This window comes from Brevibacillus sp. B_LB10_24, assembly GCF_046036945.1.
In the GTDB taxonomy this organism is placed as follows: domain Bacteria; phylum Bacillota; class Bacilli; order Brevibacillales; family Brevibacillaceae; genus Brevibacillus_C.
Genome location: NZ_JBJQOQ010000041.1, coordinates 1 through 18854 on the forward strand (window position 1 = coordinate 1; position 18854 = coordinate 18854).

20 protein-coding genes are annotated in these 18854 nt (G+C 52.0%); 18 read left to right on the plus strand and 2 right to left on the minus strand.

Going from position 1 to position 18854, the window contains the following annotated elements; translation table 11 throughout:
- From ACI7RC_RS24395 to ACI7RC_RS24410, 4 genes are all read left to right on the plus strand, one after another.
- Positions 1-398, plus strand: a 398-nt coding sequence (locus ACI7RC_RS24395) for a M20/M25/M40 family metallo-hydrolase (RefSeq protein ID WP_408110783.1), incomplete at its 5' end; no start/stop codon positions are given.
- A gap of 250 nt (positions 399-648) precedes the next feature.
- Positions 649-843 (plus strand): DUF4083 domain-containing protein, encoded by a 195-nt coding sequence (locus tag ACI7RC_RS24400; RefSeq protein ID WP_408110784.1) that lies wholly within the window; start codon positions 649-651, stop codon positions 841-843.
- A gap of 358 nt (positions 844-1201) precedes the next feature.
- Positions 1202-2395 carry a glycine C-acetyltransferase gene (locus ACI7RC_RS24405; protein WP_408110785.1) on the plus strand — a complete coding sequence of 398 codons (1194 nt, stop codon included), beginning with the start codon at positions 1202-1204 and terminating at the stop codon, positions 2393-2395.
- Positions 2392-3351 carry an L-threonine 3-dehydrogenase gene (locus tag ACI7RC_RS24410; protein WP_408110786.1) on the plus strand — a complete coding sequence of 320 codons (960 nt, stop codon included), beginning with the start codon at positions 2392-2394 and terminating at the stop codon, positions 3349-3351. The genes ACI7RC_RS24405 and ACI7RC_RS24410 overlap by 4 nt, the downstream gene beginning before the upstream one ends.
- A gap of 51 nt (positions 3352-3402) precedes the next feature.
- On the opposite strand, the gene ACI7RC_RS24415 is transcribed toward ACI7RC_RS24410, so the two are convergent.
- Both ACI7RC_RS24415 and ACI7RC_RS24420 read right to left on the minus strand, forming a co-directional pair.
- Complete coding sequence (locus ACI7RC_RS24415) at positions 3403-4449, minus strand: TIGR03943 family putative permease subunit (RefSeq protein WP_408110787.1); 1047 nt, start codon at positions 4447-4449, stop codon at positions 3403-3405.
- Between the two features lie 12 nt (positions 4450-4461).
- Positions 4462-5460, minus strand: coding sequence for a permease (locus tag ACI7RC_RS24420; RefSeq protein ID WP_408110788.1), 999 nt, complete (start codon positions 5458-5460; stop codon positions 4462-4464).
- Positions 5461-5770: 310 nt separating this feature from the next.
- Between ACI7RC_RS24420 and ACI7RC_RS24425 the strand changes: the two genes are divergently transcribed.
- From ACI7RC_RS24425 to ACI7RC_RS24490, 14 genes are all read left to right on the plus strand, one after another.
- Positions 5771-6973: a GTP-binding protein gene (locus ACI7RC_RS24425; RefSeq protein ID WP_408110789.1), complete on the plus strand. Its 1203-nt coding sequence runs from the start codon at positions 5771-5773 to the stop codon at positions 6971-6973.
- Positions 6974-7204: 231 nt separating this feature from the next.
- Entirely contained in the window at positions 7205-7789 is a 585-nt protein-coding gene (locus ACI7RC_RS24430; protein WP_408110790.1) for an amino acid synthesis family protein, read from the plus strand.
- Between the two features lie 15 nt (positions 7790-7804).
- Positions 7805-8710: an NAD(P)-dependent oxidoreductase gene (locus tag ACI7RC_RS24435; protein ID WP_486303986.1), complete on the plus strand. Its 906-nt coding sequence runs from the start codon at positions 7805-7807 to the stop codon at positions 8708-8710.
- The gene (locus tag ACI7RC_RS24440) at positions 8710-10068 is read left to right on the plus strand and encodes an MFS transporter (RefSeq protein WP_408110792.1); all 1359 of its coding nucleotides are present in this window, start codon (positions 8710-8712) and stop codon (positions 10066-10068) included. The genes ACI7RC_RS24435 and ACI7RC_RS24440 overlap by 1 nt, the downstream gene beginning before the upstream one ends.
- 42 nt (positions 10069-10110) lie before the next feature.
- Positions 10111-10863: an N-acyl homoserine lactonase family protein gene (locus ACI7RC_RS24445; RefSeq protein ID WP_408110793.1), complete on the plus strand. Its 753-nt coding sequence runs from the start codon at positions 10111-10113 to the stop codon at positions 10861-10863.
- Entirely contained in the window at positions 10856-11260 is a 405-nt protein-coding gene (locus ACI7RC_RS24450) for a hypothetical protein (protein ID WP_408110794.1), read from the plus strand. The genes ACI7RC_RS24445 and ACI7RC_RS24450 overlap by 8 nt, the downstream gene beginning before the upstream one ends.
- A complete protein-coding gene (locus ACI7RC_RS24455) occupies positions 11257-12102 on the plus strand; it encodes an alpha/beta fold hydrolase (RefSeq protein WP_408110795.1) in 846 nt (281 codons plus the stop codon). The genes ACI7RC_RS24450 and ACI7RC_RS24455 overlap by 4 nt, the downstream gene beginning before the upstream one ends.
- A 19-nt stretch (positions 12103-12121) precedes the next feature.
- Positions 12122-13096, plus strand: coding sequence for an aldo/keto reductase (locus tag ACI7RC_RS24460; RefSeq protein WP_408110796.1), 975 nt, complete (start codon positions 12122-12124; stop codon positions 13094-13096).
- Positions 13097-13236: 140 nt separating this feature from the next.
- A complete protein-coding gene (locus ACI7RC_RS24465; protein WP_408110797.1) occupies positions 13237-13887 on the plus strand; it encodes a GntR family transcriptional regulator in 651 nt (216 codons plus the stop codon).
- A 108-nt stretch (positions 13888-13995) separates the two neighbouring features.
- Positions 13996-14385, plus strand: a complete 390-nt coding sequence (locus tag ACI7RC_RS24470; RefSeq protein ID WP_408110798.1) for a DoxX family protein — start codon at positions 13996-13998, stop codon at positions 14383-14385.
- Positions 14386-14535: 150 nt separating this feature from the next.
- Complete coding sequence (locus ACI7RC_RS24475; protein WP_408110799.1) at positions 14536-15576, plus strand: threonine aldolase family protein; 1041 nt, start codon at positions 14536-14538, stop codon at positions 15574-15576.
- A gap of 35 nt (positions 15577-15611) precedes the next feature.
- Entirely contained in the window at positions 15612-16169 is a 558-nt protein-coding gene (locus ACI7RC_RS24480) for a GNAT family N-acetyltransferase (RefSeq protein WP_408110800.1), read from the plus strand.
- Positions 16170-16403: 234 nt separating this feature from the next.
- Positions 16404-18509 (plus strand): sensor domain-containing protein, encoded by a 2106-nt coding sequence (locus tag ACI7RC_RS24485; protein WP_408110801.1) that lies wholly within the window; start codon positions 16404-16406, stop codon positions 18507-18509.
- Positions 18510-18566: 57 nt separating this feature from the next.
- Positions 18567-18803 (plus strand): DUF3892 domain-containing protein, encoded by a 237-nt coding sequence (locus ACI7RC_RS24490; protein ID WP_408110802.1) that lies wholly within the window; start codon positions 18567-18569, stop codon positions 18801-18803.
- Positions 18804-18854 lie beyond the last annotated feature (51 nt).

Sequence of the window (18854 nt, forward strand, 5' to 3'; positions counted from 1 at the left end):
CCGGAACGGTCGAATTCAGCGTGGACATTCGCGACACTGACGAGGACCGGCGCGACGCCGCGATTTCCCGCATCCAATCCGTTGTCGACGATGTGTGCAAGCGCCGCGGGCTGACCGCTGAAGTGAAGATCAACGAGCGAGCCAAGCCTACTCTCTGCTCCGAGCAAGTGATGGCAACGATGGAGCGGGCCGCCGAGGCGCTAGGCCTTACCCCGCCGAAACTGGTCAGCGGGGCGGGTCACGATGCCATGTGCTTGGCCGAGATCGCTGATATGGGGATGATCTTCGTCCGCTGCCTGGATGGGATCAGCCACAACCCGAGAGAATATGCCAGTCAGGGAGACATCACGGCCGGGACGGAAGTGCTGCTGGCGACGACATTGGAATACGTGAAATAGGCAGTATTTTATCTTCCAAACAAGGAAAATGCGACACGGGAATCCCGCAGGCTTCGAGCGGAGGATTCCCTTTTTCTTGTTGCACTTTACCGCGTTTACGGCGAAAGCGGTATCCATTTTCAATAAGAAACAAATACCAGTCGATTGATGATATAATGTATAAGAATGAAACAAATGTAGGAAGTTCCCTGTGTTTTTGGGTATTTTAACCAAAACACTTGTAAAAATAGGAGTAGGCGGGTAGTGAGATATGGATGATATAAATATAGTTTCAATCGTGTATTTGTGCATTGTTTTTGGCCTTATTGCCTTGTTTGTTGTTTCTCTTACGCTTTTTATAAGAAGATTCCTTGTCAATTCCTCCATAAAAAATAATCAATTAAATAAAATTGAAAAGAAACTCGATAAAATCATAGAATTACTCGAAAAGGATAGAAACTCCTAAAAAGCGTAACAAGTCCGTAACATGCCAACAGTTTTGTTGTGAGATTTTTGACACTATCGAAAAAAGGCCTTGCTTTTTCTACACTCGTAGAGAATCGAGGTCTTTTTCTGTTTTTTTCATGACAGGAAGCCTAAATCGTCTACTTTGCTTAAAACAGGGGATGTTATGAATGGGTGAATACCCCATGGCGATAAGTGGGAAAACAAAAAAATATTGTCCGCGCCATATAGACATCAAGAAACAAAGATGCTACTTTAAAGATAGAAATCATTGATTTAATGCGTTTTTATTAGTCCTCGTACGGAGGACATTTGTTTGTCTGGAAACCACTTTGGATATCATGAAGGAGGAATCTGTCTTGGCGAGCAAAACTCTTGAGCATTTTTTGCAAGAAAATTTGGCGGGATTAAAAAGGGAAGGCCTGTACAATGAAATCGACCCGTTGGAGAGCGCAAACGGACCTGTCATCAAGGTCAATGGGAAAGAACTGATTAACTTGTCTTCCAACAACTATTTGGGTCTGGCTACGGATCAGCGGCTTAAGGAGGCAGCCATCGAAGCCGTCAAGACCTACGGTGTCGGCGCCGGTGCCGTCCGCACGATTAACGGCACGCTGAAGCTTCATGTAGAATTGGAAGAAAAACTGGCCCAATTCAAGCATACGGAAGCTGCAATCGCTTACCAATCCGGTTTTAACTGCAACATGGCCGCGATCTCAGCGGTGATGGACAAGGAGGATGCCATCTTGTCCGACGAATTAAACCATGCTTCGATTATCGACGGCTGCCGGCTGTCCCGGGCAAAAATTATTACCTTTAAACATTCGGACATTGCCGACCTGCGGGAAAAAGCCAAGCAAGCGAGCGAATCCGGGCTGTACAAGAAAATCATGGTGATTACCGACGGCGTCTTTTCCATGGACGGGGATATCGCCAAGCTGCCTGAGATCGTCTCGGTTGCTGAAGAATTTGATCTGATCACCTATGTTGACGATGCCCACGGCTCGGGCGTGCTGGGAAAAGGGGCGGGCACCGTCAAGCACTTTGGCCTGTCCGACAAGATCGATTTTCAAATTGGCACGCTGTCAAAAGCGATTGGCGTCGTCGGCGGATATGTCGCCGGACGGCGGGACCTGATCGACTGGCTGAAGGTAAGAAGCCGGCCGTTCCTCTTCTCCACGGCACTCACCCCGGGAGATGTGGCAGCCAGCATCAAGGCGATCGACATCCTGATGAGCAGCACCGAACTGCACGACAGGCTGTGGGAGAACGGCCATTACCTGAAGCAAGGCCTAAAACAGCTCGGCTTTAACATCGGAGAGAGCCAAACCCCGATTACGCCGTGTATTATCGGAGAAGAAAAGACGACCCAGGAGTTCAGCAAAAAGCTGTATGAAGCGGGCGTCTATGCCAAATCGATTGTCTTCCCAACCGTACCCAAAGGGACGGGCAGAGTCAGAAATATGCCGACAGCCGCCCACACCAAAGAAATGCTGGATCAGGCTCTGGCCATTTATGAGCAAGTGGGCAAAGAGATGGGGATTTTGCGATGAAAAAAATCTTGGTAACCGGCGCTCTAGGACAAATCGGTTCAGAGCTTGTCGTGAAGATGAGAGAGATTTACGGAGCGGAGAATGTCGTCGCAACCGATATCAGACCGCATGAAACAGACGAGTATCAGCCAGGTCCGTATGAGATCGTAGACGTGACTGATGCCAAAGGCATGTTTGAGGTGGCGAAGAAATACCAGGTAGACGCCATCATCCACTTGGCCGCCTTGCTGTCGGCGACGGCCGAAGCAAAGCCGCTGCTCGCCTGGAATTTAAACATGGGCGGGCTGGTCAATGCACTTGAGGTAGCCAGAGAGCTTCGCTGCCAGTTGTTTTCACCAAGCTCGATCGGGGCGTTTGGACCGTCCACGCCAAAAGAGCGGACACCCCAAGACACCATCCAAAGGCCGACGACGATGTACGGTGTCAACAAGGTGGCGGGTGAGCTGCTGTGCGACTATTACTACCATAAATTCGGCGTCGATACCAGGGGCGTGCGCTTTCCGGGGTTGATCTCCTACGTGACGCCTCCGGGCGGAGGCACCACTGATTATGCAGTCGAGATCTACTACGAAGCGATCCGGCGCGGAAGATACACGTCGTACATCGCGGAGGGAACCTACCTGGATATGATGTACATGCCGGATGCGCTGCAAGCCGTCATCAGCCTGATGGAGGCGGACTCATCAAAACTCATCCACCGCAATGCCTTTAATGTGACGGCGATGAGCGTCGCACCTGAGGATATCGCTGCGGCAATCAAGCGGCACATCCCCGAATTTGAGCTGGATTTCGACGTAGATCCGGTCCGGCAGGAGATTGCGGAGAGCTGGCCCGACTCCCTTGATACATCGGCGGCCAAAGCGGAATGGGGTTTTCAGGCAACATACGACCTGGAGAAGATGACCGCGGACATGCTCGCTAAACTCCGCAGCAAAATGCTGGAAAAAGTAAACTGACCAAAGACACCCCTTTGATGGTTCGTGATCTCAGAGGGGTGTCTTTTCCCTTTATTCAGTCGAAAATCCCTGGTAGTACACATATGGATCTTCAGGAGCTTTGACCGGCGTAATCTCGTCGGCCTGTAAAACCAGCAGATCATTCCCCTCGTATGTGATGATCCGAAGCGTTCCTTTGACGTGCACCCAGCTGTCTGTCGGGTACTTTTTCGCCTGGGGGGATTGGATCAAAATACCGGATACAACGGCATCCGCGGCGCAGCAGGAGACAGAGAAGCGGGCTGCCACGAATTCGTCTTCCGACAGGCTCGGCTGCCGATAGACAAATCCCGTCATCTCAAGCTTGTGTCCGTTAAATTCCTGGTAAAACAAATCGAGGATCGTCAGTCCGTCCAAGAAGATTTTGTCGTTCAGGTCGATGACCGGCTGTTTGTACATGGCGATCGCTGTTTTATTATAGAAGTCGCCAAACCCCGCATCCAGGAACATCCGTTCCAGTTCGACATCATCCTTGGGTTTTCCCGCAGCACTTTCTACAGGCTGGGGAGATGCCAGTTCAGGATCGCTAGAACTGGCGGTGTCCGGGAGATCAGGATCCACGGACAGATCGAGAGACGCCGGATCGGGATTAGACGAACGGCTGCTGTCCGGGTTATCATCGCCTGCATACGGAGCAGGGGCCGTTTTCCCAGACTCCTTATTCGCAGACAGTACCGTTTTCGCGTCCCCTTTTAACAGGTTCATCCCCTTTTGCTGGGCGACTTCACTCCCCAATACTTTATCCGGCAGGAAGAGCCCCATCGCCACTGGCAGAAGGAACAAGCTGTAGATCAGGATGTTTTTCCAAAACCCGCTGGGCAGGGTATGTACGCCGCCGCATTCACACTCGTCTTCAGATGCCCCTTTGATCGCTTGGACGAGACTGATGACAGACAAGAACACCAGGATGCCCAGCGTCACATAGCACAACGTCTGCAAGCGGGGAGCCAGGTAGTAGTTAATCGATCCGGTAAACAACAGCTTCGCCAATACGAGAGAAAACCCGCCTAGGACGAAGCAGCGGAACAGGTAATGGCGCCTGATCGCCTTGTCATTCATGAAAATCCCTCCTTACATGGGAAGAAAAAGTGTAAAAGCGAGAACGAGTGTGAATACGACGGCAATGAGCTTGGCGACAAAGGGGAAGCGAAACACACTGAGCAGCATCAACGTATTTTTGAAGTCGATCATTGGGCCGAACACCATGAAGGCGACGAGCGAGCCCTTGCTGAACGTATTGGCAAAGGAGGCTGCGATGAAGGCATCCGCTTCGGAGCAGAGAGAAAAGACAAATCCCAGACCCATCATGGCCAGGTGGGAGTAAACGGGCGTTTGCCCTACGGCAGTCAGGATCTCCCGCGAAAAGTAGACTTGCAGGACAGCGCTGACCAGAGCACCGAAGATCAAATATTTCCCCATGTCAAAAAACTCGTCCACGGCGTGTCTGAAGACCGCGCCCAGTTTGCCCCGATTGGCCTCATCATGCCTGGCCTCGTGTTCGATGCCAAGCTCCGCGCCCCATTTCAGCGGATTTCTTTTCAGGAAGATCTTGACCAGAGCGCCCGTCGATACAGCCACCAAGGCCGCAATCAGACTGCGGTGCAGCACCATATCAGGCTGTGCCGGGAAGGCCATGTAGGTAGCCGCCATAACCACGGGATTGATGACGGGGCCGGCGAGCAAAAATACGATGCCGACGTAGACAGGCATTCCCTTGAGGATCAGCCGCCGGACGATCGGCACAATCGCACATTCGCACACCGGGAACAAAAATCCCAACAAAGCGGCAAACGGGATGGCGATCAACGGGTTTTTGGGCGTCCAGCGGCGAACCTGCTCGTCCCGGACGAAGGTTTGGATGAACGCGGAGAAGAATACGCCCAACAATACGAAAGGAATTGCTTCGAGCAAGATGCTGAGAAACAGGGTTTTGACATCCAACAAGCGAGGCGATGCCGCGAGATGGAAGGAAGAGAAGTCAACGGTCTTGTCCATCAGAAAAATAGCAAGCACGACCGCAATAATGGGCAGAAACAGGATCTCCAACAGGTAATTGCGCCATTTTACCATTCGCTACACGACCTCCAGCTCACTAAAAAGGAATGTCCTTCCGATAGTATATAGCATATTGCAGTAAAACGAAATCATTACGTTTTGTAAAAAAAGAAAAGACTTTTTCGGGTTGACGGCAGTGGCAAAATGGTGTAGCTTATGTGATATAAACCGTAATGATTACGATTTAAAACGACGCTTTCGTTTTCCCATGTAACATCACAAGGGGCGCATGTTTGCGGCGCTGCATGGCATGGCGACCCTCAAGTCGCAGGGGAGAGCAATGGATATTAAATCGTAATTATTCTTATTTGAGGAGAGAAGCCTAATGGAAGACAAAAGAATTCCTGTAACGGTGCTGAGCGGGTATCTCGGTTCCGGGAAAACAACGATACTGAATCATGTTTTACATAACCGGGAAGGGCTTAAGGTCGCTGTGATAGTCAATGACCTGAGTGAAGTGAATATTGACGCAGAATGGGTGAGGGGCAACAGCAGTGTTTCGAGGGTCGACGAAAAAGTGGTGGAGATGTCTAACGGCTGTATCTGCTGTACCCTGCGTGAAGATCTATTGGTAGAGGTCCAGCGATTGGCGGAAGAGAATCGCTTTGATTATATTTTGATCGAATCGACGGGTATTGGCGAACCGGTGCCGGTTGCCCAGACCTTTACTTATGTGGACGAAGCGAACGGGATTGATCTCTCATCGATTTGCCGTCTGGATACGATGGTGACGGTTGTGGATGCCTACCGCTTTTGGCACGATTTTTCCTCAGGCGAAAGCCTCCTGCAGCGCGGACAGGCGGTAGACGAGACAGATACCCGGGAAGTGGTGGATTTGCTCATCGACCAGATCGAGTTTTGCGATGTTCTGCTGCTCAACAAGTGTGACCTGGTACCTGAAGAAGATTTGCAAGAACTGGAACAAGTGCTGCGCAAACTTCAACCGACGGCAAAGCTGATTCGCACGACCCGCGGACAGGTGGAACCGCGCGAGATATTGAACACGGGCCGGTTTGATTTTGAACGGGCAAGCCAGTCGGCGGGCTGGATTTTGGAGCTGCAAAAGGGCAGCCATACGCCGGAGACCGAGGAATACGGAATCTCGTCCTTTGTGTATCGGCGCAGGATTCCGTTCCATCCTGCCCGATTACATCGCTGGCTGGAAAATTGGCCTGACGAGGTGGTCAGGGCAAAGGGCTTTGCCTGGATTGCCACCCGCAACGATTTTGCCATCAGCCTGAGCCAGGCGGGTCCTTCTATCGAGATGGGAACGGCCGGTTATTGGGTAGCCGCGCTGCCTTGGGCGGAGCAGCAGGCTGTGCAGGCGGAACACCCTGAGCTGAAAGAAAGCTGGGACCCCGAGTTTGGTGACCGGGTGACGGAACTGGTCTTTATCGGGATCGATATGAACCGGGAAGAGATTTTGCGGGGGCTGGATCAGTGCCTGCTGACAAAGGAGGAGATGAGCCGGGATTGGCATTCCCTGCCGGATCCCTTGCCAAAAAGCAATGTGATAGTAGAGGCATAGCTGAAAGCCCGATCGTTAAAAATCAGGTCTGCAGGTTAGCGATAGCATCATAGCGAGCATGCGCGAAAGGCGCAAAGCTCGCTTTTTTTGTATTCGGAAAGGAGAATGGAGTTATCGAAATCATGGAAAGAAAGTGTAGACATTTATCAAAATAGAAAGTAAGATAAACACATGAATACATTATTGTCGACAATTAAGTAGACAATAAACATTTCGAAAGGAGAATGTTCCATGGAGATTCGCAAAATGGTCACGACAGTAGAAGAAACGTACATCGAAGGGTTTAAACAAGCGGAGAAACCGGTAAGGGTGGCGGTAGCCGCCGTCGTCATCAAAAATCCCTACGCAGGGAGATACGTGGAAGATCTGCAGCCGCTCATTGAAGAATACGCTGCCAAGCTGGGAAAGCTGCTGCCGGTAAAAGCGCTGGAAGCCTTGGGCTTGTCGGGCGAGGAGTGTGAAGGCTATGGCAAGGCCGCTTTGGTCGGTCTGGACGGGGAAGTGGAGCACGGTTCAGGGATCATTCACACGATGCTTTTCGGCAATGAGTTCCGGAAGGTGTGCGGAAATGCCAAAACGCTGCTGCCCTCGGCCGAGAAGCGCGGAGGAGCCGGATCTTCGATCGATTTGGCGATTAAACATAAAATGGATGCAAAAATCCGCTCCCATCACATGAGTTTCGAATTTCGAATTCCGGATGCTCCCCGAGCGGATGAGATCGTCATTGCAGCTGCAGTCACCTCATCAGGCCGGGCACACCCGCGAATCGGCTCCCTGCACGCCGAGTTGGCGGCACAAGGTGAACAACAAGAGTAAACGAAAGGGAGATGTTTGGCGATGACTCGCATTGGTTTTATTGGAATTGGACAGATGGGCAGGTGGATGTCCGAGCATTTGCTGAGTGCCGGCTACACCCTTACCGTTTATGACGCGAATCCGGAAGCGGCGATGGAAGTGATCAACAGAGGAGCGGTTGCCGCTTCCAGTGTGCAGGAGTTGGCCGAGAGAAGCGAAGTGGTGATCACGATGCTGCCCAACTCAGCTGCCGTAGAAGCGGTTGCCGAAGGTGAGGCTGGTTTGTTTCAGAACATGAAACCGGGCGGAATGATCATCGACATGGGCAGTTCCTATGCGCTTTCCACGCAGCGGCTGGCCAAGAGGGCAGAAGAAGCGGGCTTGACGATGATCGACGCACCGGTTTCAGGCGGTGTGAAAGGCGCCAAAGCAGCGAATCTGACCATCATGGCCGGTGGCTCTGAAGCGGACTTTGCCAGAGCGCTGCCGATTCTGCAATGCATGGGCAAAACGATCAATTTGGTCGGAGAAACCGGGGCCGGGCACGCCCTGAAAGCGATCAACAACTATCTCTCGGCCACTTCGATGTACGCCACTGCTGAGGCGATGATTCTTTGCAAAAAACTGGGGCTCGATTTGAACACTGCGCTGGAGACGATCAACCAAAGCTCTGGCCAAAGCTTTTCCACTCATTATAAATTCCCGACGTTTGTGACAACTCGGCAGTTTAACTCCGGGTTTTCTCTCGAACTGCTGCAAAAGGATGTCAGAATGGTAAACTTGATTGCTCGCGATCAAAAAATTCCTTTGCTGCTGGGCGGGCTCGTCGAACAAATCTACGAGATGGCCTTGCACTCTTTGCCGGGTCACCCGGATCATACGGAGATCGCCGCTTTTTTGGAGAGGATGACCAACATCACGCTATCTGAGGGGGATTCATAATGGCCGAATACACGAACAAGAAGTACGCCGACCTGCAGCCCAGCTGCACGGTCGACAGCGTCATCGAGAAGTTGTCCATTTCGAATACGCATATTTTCGTCGTAATTGCCGCGGCACTTGGATTTATGTTTGATTCGTTCGATACCTACATCGTTTCTTACGCGATGCCGTCGATCATCCAAGAATGGAATATTTCCCCCGTGGTGAACGGCATCCTGCAGTCCACGGGGCTATGGGGAATGTTCCTGGGAGCCATTCTCTGGGGACCGATTACCGACAAGTTTGGCAGGAAAGTAGGCTTTATCGGCACGTTGCTTGGGTTTAGCCTCTTGACTGGTTTGACAGCGCTTACAAATGACGTCTACACATTTGGGATCCTCCGGTTCGTCACGGGACTATGTCTGGGCGGGATGATACCGGTCGATACTGCGCTGACTTCAGAATACATCTCGACAAAGCATCGAGGACGATTTACCTCTGTATTAACGGTGTTATGGCCTGTCGGCATGCTGATCGCAGCCGTGCTTTCGCTTCATTATGTAACCGTTTACGGATGGCGGGTTCTCTTCATCGCCGGTGTCGTTCCAGCGCTGCTCAGTTTTCTGATTCGCTGGAAGGTGCCGGAGTCTCCAAGATGGCTGTCTTCGAAAGGGCGTCTGGACGAGACGAAAGAGGTGTTGAAAAAGCTTGGGGCAACGGAACAGGATGTGGCGAATTTGGAGCTGCAGCCGTTAACCGAAGAAAAAGCAGGCATTCGCGCGCTTTTCGAGCCCAAATATCTAAAAAGATTTATACTCACGGCCGGCTATTATTTCTTTGGCTACTTCGGTTATTACGGCTTCCTGCTCTGGCTGCCATCGATCCTGTCCAGTGTGTACGGGTTGACCATGACCAAGACGTTTACCTACACGCTGTTTGTCGCCATCGCGGCGATCCTTGGACGAGCTACGGCTTTCTGGACCATTGAACGGTTTGGCCGCAAACAGCTGTTCTACGTAGGCTTTGGGCTGGGGGGAGTGGCGGCATTGCTCTTCGGTCTGATTCAAAATCCCGTGCTTTTGGTCTGGGGAGCCTGCCTTTTGTCTTTCCTGTACGAGCAGGGGGTAGCAGGCACCGTCGTCTATACGTCTGAGCTGTATCCTTCACATGTTCGAGCGACGGCAACCAGCTGGTCTACAGGAGCCGGTCGCGTAAGTGCCGCCCTTAGTCCGGTTTTGTTTGGCTACTTCATGCAGATACAATTTTACTATGGCATCTATCTCACGATGGCCGTTTTCTTCTGGGTTGCCGTTGCGCTTGTTTTCTTCCTGGGTCCGGAAACAAAGGGAAAACGACTGGAGGAAATCGGGGCGGCATAATCGTAGAAAGATGAAAATGACAAGAAAGGAGCGATTTCTGTCATGTCTTACACCATCCATCCCCTTCACCTCGGAACTTTTGAGGCGATGGAAACATCCAATCTTCTCTACCAGGTCAATCCTGGCCTGAAGGTACGCCAGCCCATACTTGGCTGGCTGATTCTTGGCGGGAAGGAACCGATTGTGGTAGATACAGGCGGTTCTGATGAAGAATGGGCCAGGCAGTACCACCATGGACTGCAGCGGCTGCCCGAGCATACCATCGAAGCGCAGCTGCAGAAGCATGGACTGCAGCCGGAGATGATCCAAACCGTCGTGAATACCCACCTGCACTGGGACCACTGTTTTCAAAACGACAAGTTTCAAAATGCCACATTTTACGTGCAAAAGAAGGAGCTCATGGCCGCTGTCGCACCGCTGCCAACCCAGCGCGGTTACTACGAGGCTGGGATAAAGGGTGTCATCCCGAGCTGGATGAAAACCTTTGACCGGATGAAGGCAGTCGAAGGAGATGTGACGTTGACGGAAGGAATCCGCTTGGTGCATCTGCCGGGACATACGCCTGGCATTCAGGGAGTTCTCGTTGATACAAAAGAGGGGCCGTATCTGATCGCCAGTGATACCATCGGCGTCTATGAAAATTGGGAAGGCAATCAGTCGATGGCCCATATCCCACAAGGCATCCACTGGAGTTTGGAGGATTATTTCCAAACATTTGACAAAATGGAAAAGCTGGGGGCCAAGGTTTTGCCCAGCCATGACATGCGCGTACTGGAGGTTGATCATTTTGGGTGATCTGCAGGCTTTTTCTCCGGAATGGATGAAGCTTTTTCAGACAGCGGCAAACCATGATCTTGAGCTGTCGTGGATTGCCAAGCACGTACATTGCAGGTTTCTCTGGAAAATTGGCGGCCGCTCCTTCCTCTTTCAGATCCTGGGAGGGAAAATCACTTCGATCGCCGTACCTACCTGGAATGACAGCTGGGATTTCAGCATAGAGGGACCGGAAGAGGCTTGGAACAAATTTATCCAGCCTGTCCCGCCGCCTGTTTATCAGGACCTGCTGGGAATCGTCACCCGCATCCCGGACTGCCGTCTCGAGGGAAACAGGCTGATGGCCATGCAGTACATGCGAACGCTGACACGCTTGTTTACGGTCGCCCGCGAGGTGCAAGGAGGCGATGGGAGGTGATTCAGGGGCGCTATATAACCGCAGCCATCCAGAACAAATCGTATGATATCTATTACGAAACGGCCGGAGAGGGCATTCCGATCTTGTGTCTTCATACAGCCGGTGCGGATTCGCGGCAGTACTACGACCTGATGCGCAACAAAGAGTTAACCGCGAGATTTCAACTGATTGCCTTTGATCTGCCGTACCACGGGCGTTCGATGCCGGCTGACGGCTGGTGGATGGAACAGTATTTATTGACAACGGAAAGGTATGTGGAGACGATCATGGCCTTTATCGAAGCGGTCGGTCTTGAATTGCCGATCGTAATGGGATGCTCGATGGGGGGAAGCATCACTCTGGAGCTTGCCTGCCGGTACCCGGAGCGTTTTCGCGGCGTGATCGGCTTGGGGGCGGCAGCCCGGACGGAAGGCCGGTTCAACGAGTACTTATTCCATCCCCAGGTAAACGGCGGGGAGCTGTGCGCAACCAATGTGTACGGGCTTCTCGCTCCGCAAAGTCCGGAAGAGCTGCGCAGACGGGCTTGGTGGATCTACAGCCAGGGTTCGCCGGGGATTTACTACGGGGACATCTACTTCTACAGCGAGGAATGGGATGCGACCGATCGCGTCGGCCAGATCAACACGGAAGAATGCCCTGTCTTTCTGTTGACCGGAGAGTATGATTATTCGTGCACACCGGACATGTCGAGAAAGACGGCAGAAAAAATCCCGGGTGCGTCTTTTCAGGTGATGAAAGAGATGGGACACTTCCCGATGACGGAAAATCCTGATTTGTTCATGAAATATCTCGAACCGGTGCTCGCCGCTTTTTTAAAGCGGGAACGAGAAACAGGCGAATAAGCGATAAGGAGGAATCCGCGTGAAATATCGGAATGTTGGCAAGACAGGCATTCAAGTCTCCCAGCTGTGCTTTGGAACCATGTCGTTTGGCAAGGACGCCGACAAAGAGACGGCAAAAGCGATGTTTACCCGCTGCCTTGATGCGGGGATCAACTTTTTTGACACGGCCAATTCCTACAGCAGGGGTCAGGCAGAGGAAATCCTCGGGGACTGCATCAGGGACTGCCGGGATGAAATCGTGCTGACGACAAAAGTCTACAATCCGATGGGAACGGATGTGAACGCTCGCGGCCTGTCCCGCAGGCACATCATGCTAGAGGTCGAAAACAGCCTGCGAAGACTGAAAACGGATCGGATCGATTTTTACTTTGTTCATCATTTCGATCAGCTGACTCCGATGGAGGAAACCATCCGCGCGTTGGACGATTTGCAATCCCAAGGCAAGATCCTCTATCCGGGCGTCAGCAACTGGGCAGCCTGGCAAATCGCCAAAGCGCTTGGCATTGCCGCAAAAGAACAGCTGGCCCGGTTTGAGATCATTCAACCCATGTACAATTTGGTGAAACGTCAGGCGGAAGTAGAAATTCTTCCGCTCGCACAGTCGGAAGAATTGGGTGTCATCACCTACAGCCCGCTCGGCGGCGGACTTCTATCAGGAAAATACGGTACCAGTCAAAAGCCGGTTCAGGGAAGGCTGGTAGAACAAAAGCAGTATGCGGACCGGTATGCCGACAGGGTGAACTACGAGGTGGCAGACCGCTTCACCGCCTATTGCCAGGAAAGAGGGGTTCATCCCGCCACGCTGGCTGTCGCCTGGGCCATGTCACACCCGGGTGTGACCGCGGCGATCATCGGGGCGAGAAATCCGGATCAGCTGGAATCTTCGCTGCAGGCGCTTGAACTCAACATGACACAGGAGCTGCGCAGCGAAGTATCGGCATTGTCCATTGCTCCTGCTCCGGCGACAGACCGTTCGGAAGAGACGTTACGCTAAGCTTTCGACAAAGAGGAAGGAGGGGATCGAACATTCAGTTGGGAATCTCCTGGAAATATACAAGGATAACGGCGATGTTGTATAGTAGAAAGGGGTTTCTAACTGAGTAATGAGTAAAGAACAAAAGGAGAACATAGGGAATGAAGAAAAAAGCGGTAAAAACAGCTCCCATGTTTATAGCGGAAGAGCTAGCTACACGCATAGCAAAAGGCATCCTTCATCCAAAAGAGCATTTGATAGAAACCGTGATTGCCGAAGAATTTCACACCAGCAGAGCACCCGTTCGGGAAGCCCTGTTGATGCTGGAAAAAGACAGACTCGTGACCCGCATCCCCCATCACGGGTTTGTGGTGAAGAAATTCTCGAGAGAAGAGATTCATCAATTATACGATGCCGTATACCGTCTCGAAGAAATCGCGATGGCAAAGGCGATCCAGCATGTGGATGAGGAGCAGATCCGGCGGCTTGATGCCATTCTGGAAAAACAGGCGGAAGCCATCGAAAAGCAGGATATCGCTGGTTACTACGAGTTGAATGAAGAATTTCACTATACCATTTTTTCGATCGCCCAAAATGAGATTTTGACCGAAATGTATCAATCCTTGCGCAGATCGGCACGCCCCTTGCGCATGTCGTCGATGGCACACGGGAGCAACCTCTCGCTTTCCTACCAGGAACACCAGGAGCAAGTGGAAGCGTTAAAGCAGAGAAACAAAGAAGCTGCGATCGCAGCGATCCACAAGCAAGAGATCCGCTCGCTGAAAACACTGGATGTCCTTTACCCGGAATAGCGGAAAACACAGCTTCCGTGAACGGACGAAATGCCGGACAGAAGTTTAAACCTGCAAACATTCGTACATCCTTGTGGTAATTCAGTTTGTATCTTCAGGGGGATGTCAATGAACAGACGGGAAGATATCGGATTATTGCTGCTGCGGGTGGTCTTGGGGTTGGTCTTTCTCGTTCACGGGTGGTCCAAATTCCAGGGCGGGATCGATAAGACGGTCGGATTTTTCGCTATGCTCGGTCTGCCGGGAATTTTGGCCTATATCGTCGCCGTGATTGAACTGGTTGGCGGATTGCTGATGATTTTGGGTCTGGGCACACGGGTGATTGGCGCCTTGTTTGCGCTGGTTATGCTGGGAGCGATCTTTACTGCCAAGCTGTCGGCCGGTTTTCTCGGAGGGTACGAGCTTGACCTGATCCTGTTAGCGGCTTCGATCTGTCTGCTGTTGGCTGGAAGCACGATGTGGGCTTGCGATTCGCTCTTTCGGCGGAAAAACACATAATTAGCAAGGGGCGGATGCCTGACGGCTGAACACCTCCCGCTGATTGGGAGGGACAGCCGTTTTTTCTTTGCCCGGAAACAGTATTAGGTTTGGTATAATATTTCCATTGTGAGAAATGGCTTTCAACAGATAGGAAAAGGGGAGAGAACCATGCGAAAGAGTTTTGCCAGCGACAATTACGCGGGCATTCATCCCGAGGTGCTGGAGTCGATCATTCGCGCCAACACTGGCCACGTGCCCTCGTACGGAAAAGATCCGTATTCCGAAGCAGCGATTTTGAAGTGCAAGGAACACTTTGGTGAGAACATTGAGGTTTTTTTTGTGTTTAACGGCACTGCAGCCAATGTGATGGGACTGCAGGCCATCACCCGGCCGTACCAATCCGTCATCTGTTCGGATCAGGCTCACCTCAATGTCGACGAGTGCGGAGCGCCCGAACGGTTTACCGGCTGCAAGCTGCTGACTGTACCGACTGCGGACGGGAAGATCACACCCGATCAGATCAAACAGCACCTGATTGGCTTTGGCGACCAGCATCACAGTCAACCCAAGGTGATTTCCCTCACACAGTCGACGGAGTTCGGCACGGTGTACCGGCCAGAGGAGATCAAAGCGATCGCCGATCTGGCCCATGAGCATGGACTGCTGCTGCATATGGACGGATCGCGCTTGTCCAATGCCGCTGCTCATTTGGGCGTCTCCTTGAAGGCGCTGACGGCGGATGTCGGCGTAGACGTTTTATCGTTTGGCGGTACGAAGAACGGATTGATGATCGGGGAAGCCGTGATCTTTTTCGATCCGGACTTGGCCCGAGATTTTATGTACATTCGCAAGCAGGGCATGCAGCTCGGTTCCAAGCTGCGCTTTATTGCCGCCCAGTTCGAGGCCTTGCTGTCCAACGACTTGTGGCTTCAAAACGCCCGCCATGCCAACCGGATGGCCTCACTCTTGGCAAGCAGGATTGAGGGGATTCCCGGCGTGCACATCACGCAAAAAGTAGAGGCGAATGCCGTGTTTGCCGTGATTCCCCGGGAATGCATCGCGGCGCTATCCGAGCGCTACTACTTTCACGTCTGGTCTGAGCGGGAATCGCTGGTGCGCTGGATGACTGCGTTTGATACGACCGAGGATGAGATCGATCAATTTGCGGAGGATATAGTTAAGGCACTCTCTTCACATCAACAGAACTAGCACTTCATCTGGTGCAGACACCATGGGAGGACAACATGATTCGGAAAGCAAAACAGGAAGATGCCGCACAAATCATTCCGCTGCTCCACTGCGCGATCGGTTCCATCGCCAATACGCTTGCCGGGACGCCGGACGATGACGAGGCGCTGCGGATTTTGACTGATTTTTACCGGCAAAAGGGAAACCGCATCAGTTACGAAAATATTCTGGTGGAGGAACAGGATGGTCAGGTCGTCGGCATGCTGGTCGCCTACCACGGCAGCCGTTCCGACACGCTGGACAAGCCGTTGCTGGATCGAATCTGCCGCCAGACGGGCAGGACAGATTACACCTTCGAACGGGAAGCAGGGGAGGACGAGTACTATCTCGATTCGCTTGCCGTTCACGAAGCGTATCGTGGACGGGGGTTTGCCAAGGGGCTCATGCTGGCTTTTGAAGCGCAGGCGATGGCGGCAGGGCACAGGAAGCTGTCGCTGCTCGTCGAGGAAAACAACGACCGTGCCTTTGCACTGTACACAAAGATGGGCTATCGCGAGGACGGAAAAACGATGTTGAAAGGGACCGTTTTTCGCCATATGGTAAAATATGTATAACAAAATGCATACAAATGAAGCACAGATTTGCTCTATTATTCGTAAAAAGCTTGAAAATACCCGCATTCTGGTAAATAATCGTGGAAGGGTTACGACCCCTGATCGAGTCATTGCAATCCCTGGATTCGGTATCGTCCATAATATTCCAGGGATTTTCCTTTTCAGCCGCGTTGCACGGAAAAGGACATGCCGTTGATTTCGATCAAGTCGACAAGAGCAGACAGGTGATGAACGTTGGATTGGAATTCTCTTTTGCAAAAACAGGATGAAACGCTGCAACACGTATTAAAAGAACTGCATGACATCAAATACGCCCTGGATCAGGCTTCAATCGTGGCCATCACAGATCAGCGCGGCAGCATTCTTTATGCCAATGAGCAATTTTGCAAAATTTCTCGATACGAACAGAGCGAATTAATCGGGCAGGATCATCGGATTTTAAATTCCGGCTATCATCCTGCTGAATTTTTCCGAACGATGTGGGCAACGATCGGATCAGGACGCATTTGGCGAGGAGAAGTTCGGAACCGGGCGAAGGATGGTTCGTTTTACTGGGTAGATACGACGATTATTCCGTTTTTGAACGACCAGGGAAAACCGTATCAGTACGTCTCGATACGGAATGATATCACCCAGCGCAAGCAAATGGAGGAAGAGATCAAGAAAAGTGAGGAAAAGTACCGTTTAATAACGGAAAATACCTCTGACCTGATCGCCGTGATCGACCGGGATGGAACCTTTTCCTATCTATCCCCTTCCCATCAGGTTGTCTTGGGGTATGAGCCTGCAGAGATGATGTCGGGCAACCTGCTGCAGTGGGTCCTCGAGGCGGATCGGGATGCAGTGGAAGAAGTGATTCATACGGTACTGGTCACAAAAAAAGCGTCCCAGGTGGAATTCCGCATCCCGACCAAGAGCGGCAGTGCTATCGACATGGACGCCAAGATCAACCCGATTCTGAACCAATCCGGTAACGTAAAAGACTTGGTGCTGGTACTGCGGGATATCACGGAACGAAAAAAATCGGAGCAGACGATTTACCATTTGGCCTATCACGACACGCTGACAGAACTGCCAAATCGCCGGTTATTTATCGAACGGCTGCATAAAGAGATCAACCAGGCCAAACGCATCAAGTCGGAGCTGGCCGTCATGTTTCTCGATATGGACCGCTTTAAGGACATCAACGATACCTGGGGCCACGATGTAGGGGACCTGATTTTGATCGAAGCAGCCAAGCGGCTGAAGAGATGCGTCCGCTCGGAAGATGTCGTGGCCCGTTTGGGCGGGGATGAGTTTACTGTCTTGCTCGCCAACATCTCCCGAAAGGAAGAGGTTTCAGCAGTGGCGGAGCGGGTGATCGCCCAATTCCAAAAACCGCTGGAGTGGATGGGACATCAGTACAACCTCTCCTGCAGCATTGGAATTGCCATGTATCCTGCTGATGCGGCAAACGCTGATGATCTGCTGAAACGGGCGGATACCGCGCTATACGCAGTCAAATCACGCGGACGCAACGAGTACGAATTTTTTACGCCGGCGATGGAAGCCAAGTCGTTGGAGCGTATCCTCCTGGAAAACGAACTGCGCAAAGCTATCGAACACGAGCAATTCCGGCTCTACTATCAACCGAAAATGGATTTGACCACGGGCGAGTTGATCGGGATGGAGGCTTTGGTTCGATGGGTTCATCCGGAGCTGGGGCTGATCGCTCCGGGCAAATTTATCCCGCTGGCCGAGGAGTGCGGGCTGATCATCCCGCTGGGCGAGTGGATTCTGCGTCACGCCTGCGAACAAAACAAGGCTTGGCAGGAGAATGGATATCCTCCACTCAAAATCGCTGTCAATATGTCGGCACAGCAGTTTCAGCAGAAGAATCTGTTGGAAATGGTCCGCGGCATTCTCGAAGAGACCCGTTTGGCACCAGAGTGGCTGGAATTGGAGATTACCGAGAGCATCTTTTTGAATTCTGACAATGCCACCGCTATTCTGCAAAACATACGAGAGCTGGGGGTGCAGGTGTCGATCGACGACTTTGGGACAGGCTACAGCTCCTTTAGCTACATCAAGGATCTGCCGATCGATACGATCAAAATAGATGCTTCCTTTATCCGCGATCTGCACCACAACAAGGAGAGCCAGGCGATCGTGAAGGCCATCCTGACGATCGCCCAAAGCCTGAATCTCAACGTCGTCGCCGAAGGTGTCGAAACCGGCGATCAGCTTAATATCTTAAACGGGGATGGCTGTGCACAGGGACAGGGATATTACTTCAGCCAGCCGCTGGCCAGCCAGGAATTTGAAGAGTATCTGCGTGCCGCCTGCCAACCTCAAGCATAGTATGCTTCCCCTTTTGTTGGAAACCCTAAGAAAGGAACCGCAAAGGAGGGGATACGCGTGACAGACGAACAGAAGCCGCATGTCGTCGCCGTACGCAAAAATGGGGACGGCGACATCATCAAGCTGAAATTGTCTGACGGCAATGAGGTGGATTACCTCGTCGCGCAGCGTTTGGCTGAGCAAGGCATGATCGAAAACGTACAGGTATTCAAGGGCAGGGGTGGCGATATTCACCTGCGCAGCATTCCCGATGGCGACCCGTCCAACAACCTGGACAACATGCCTTTATTTTAAGCAGGGCAAAGACAAAACCGGTCTTCAGATAAGCTGAGGACCGGTTTTTTA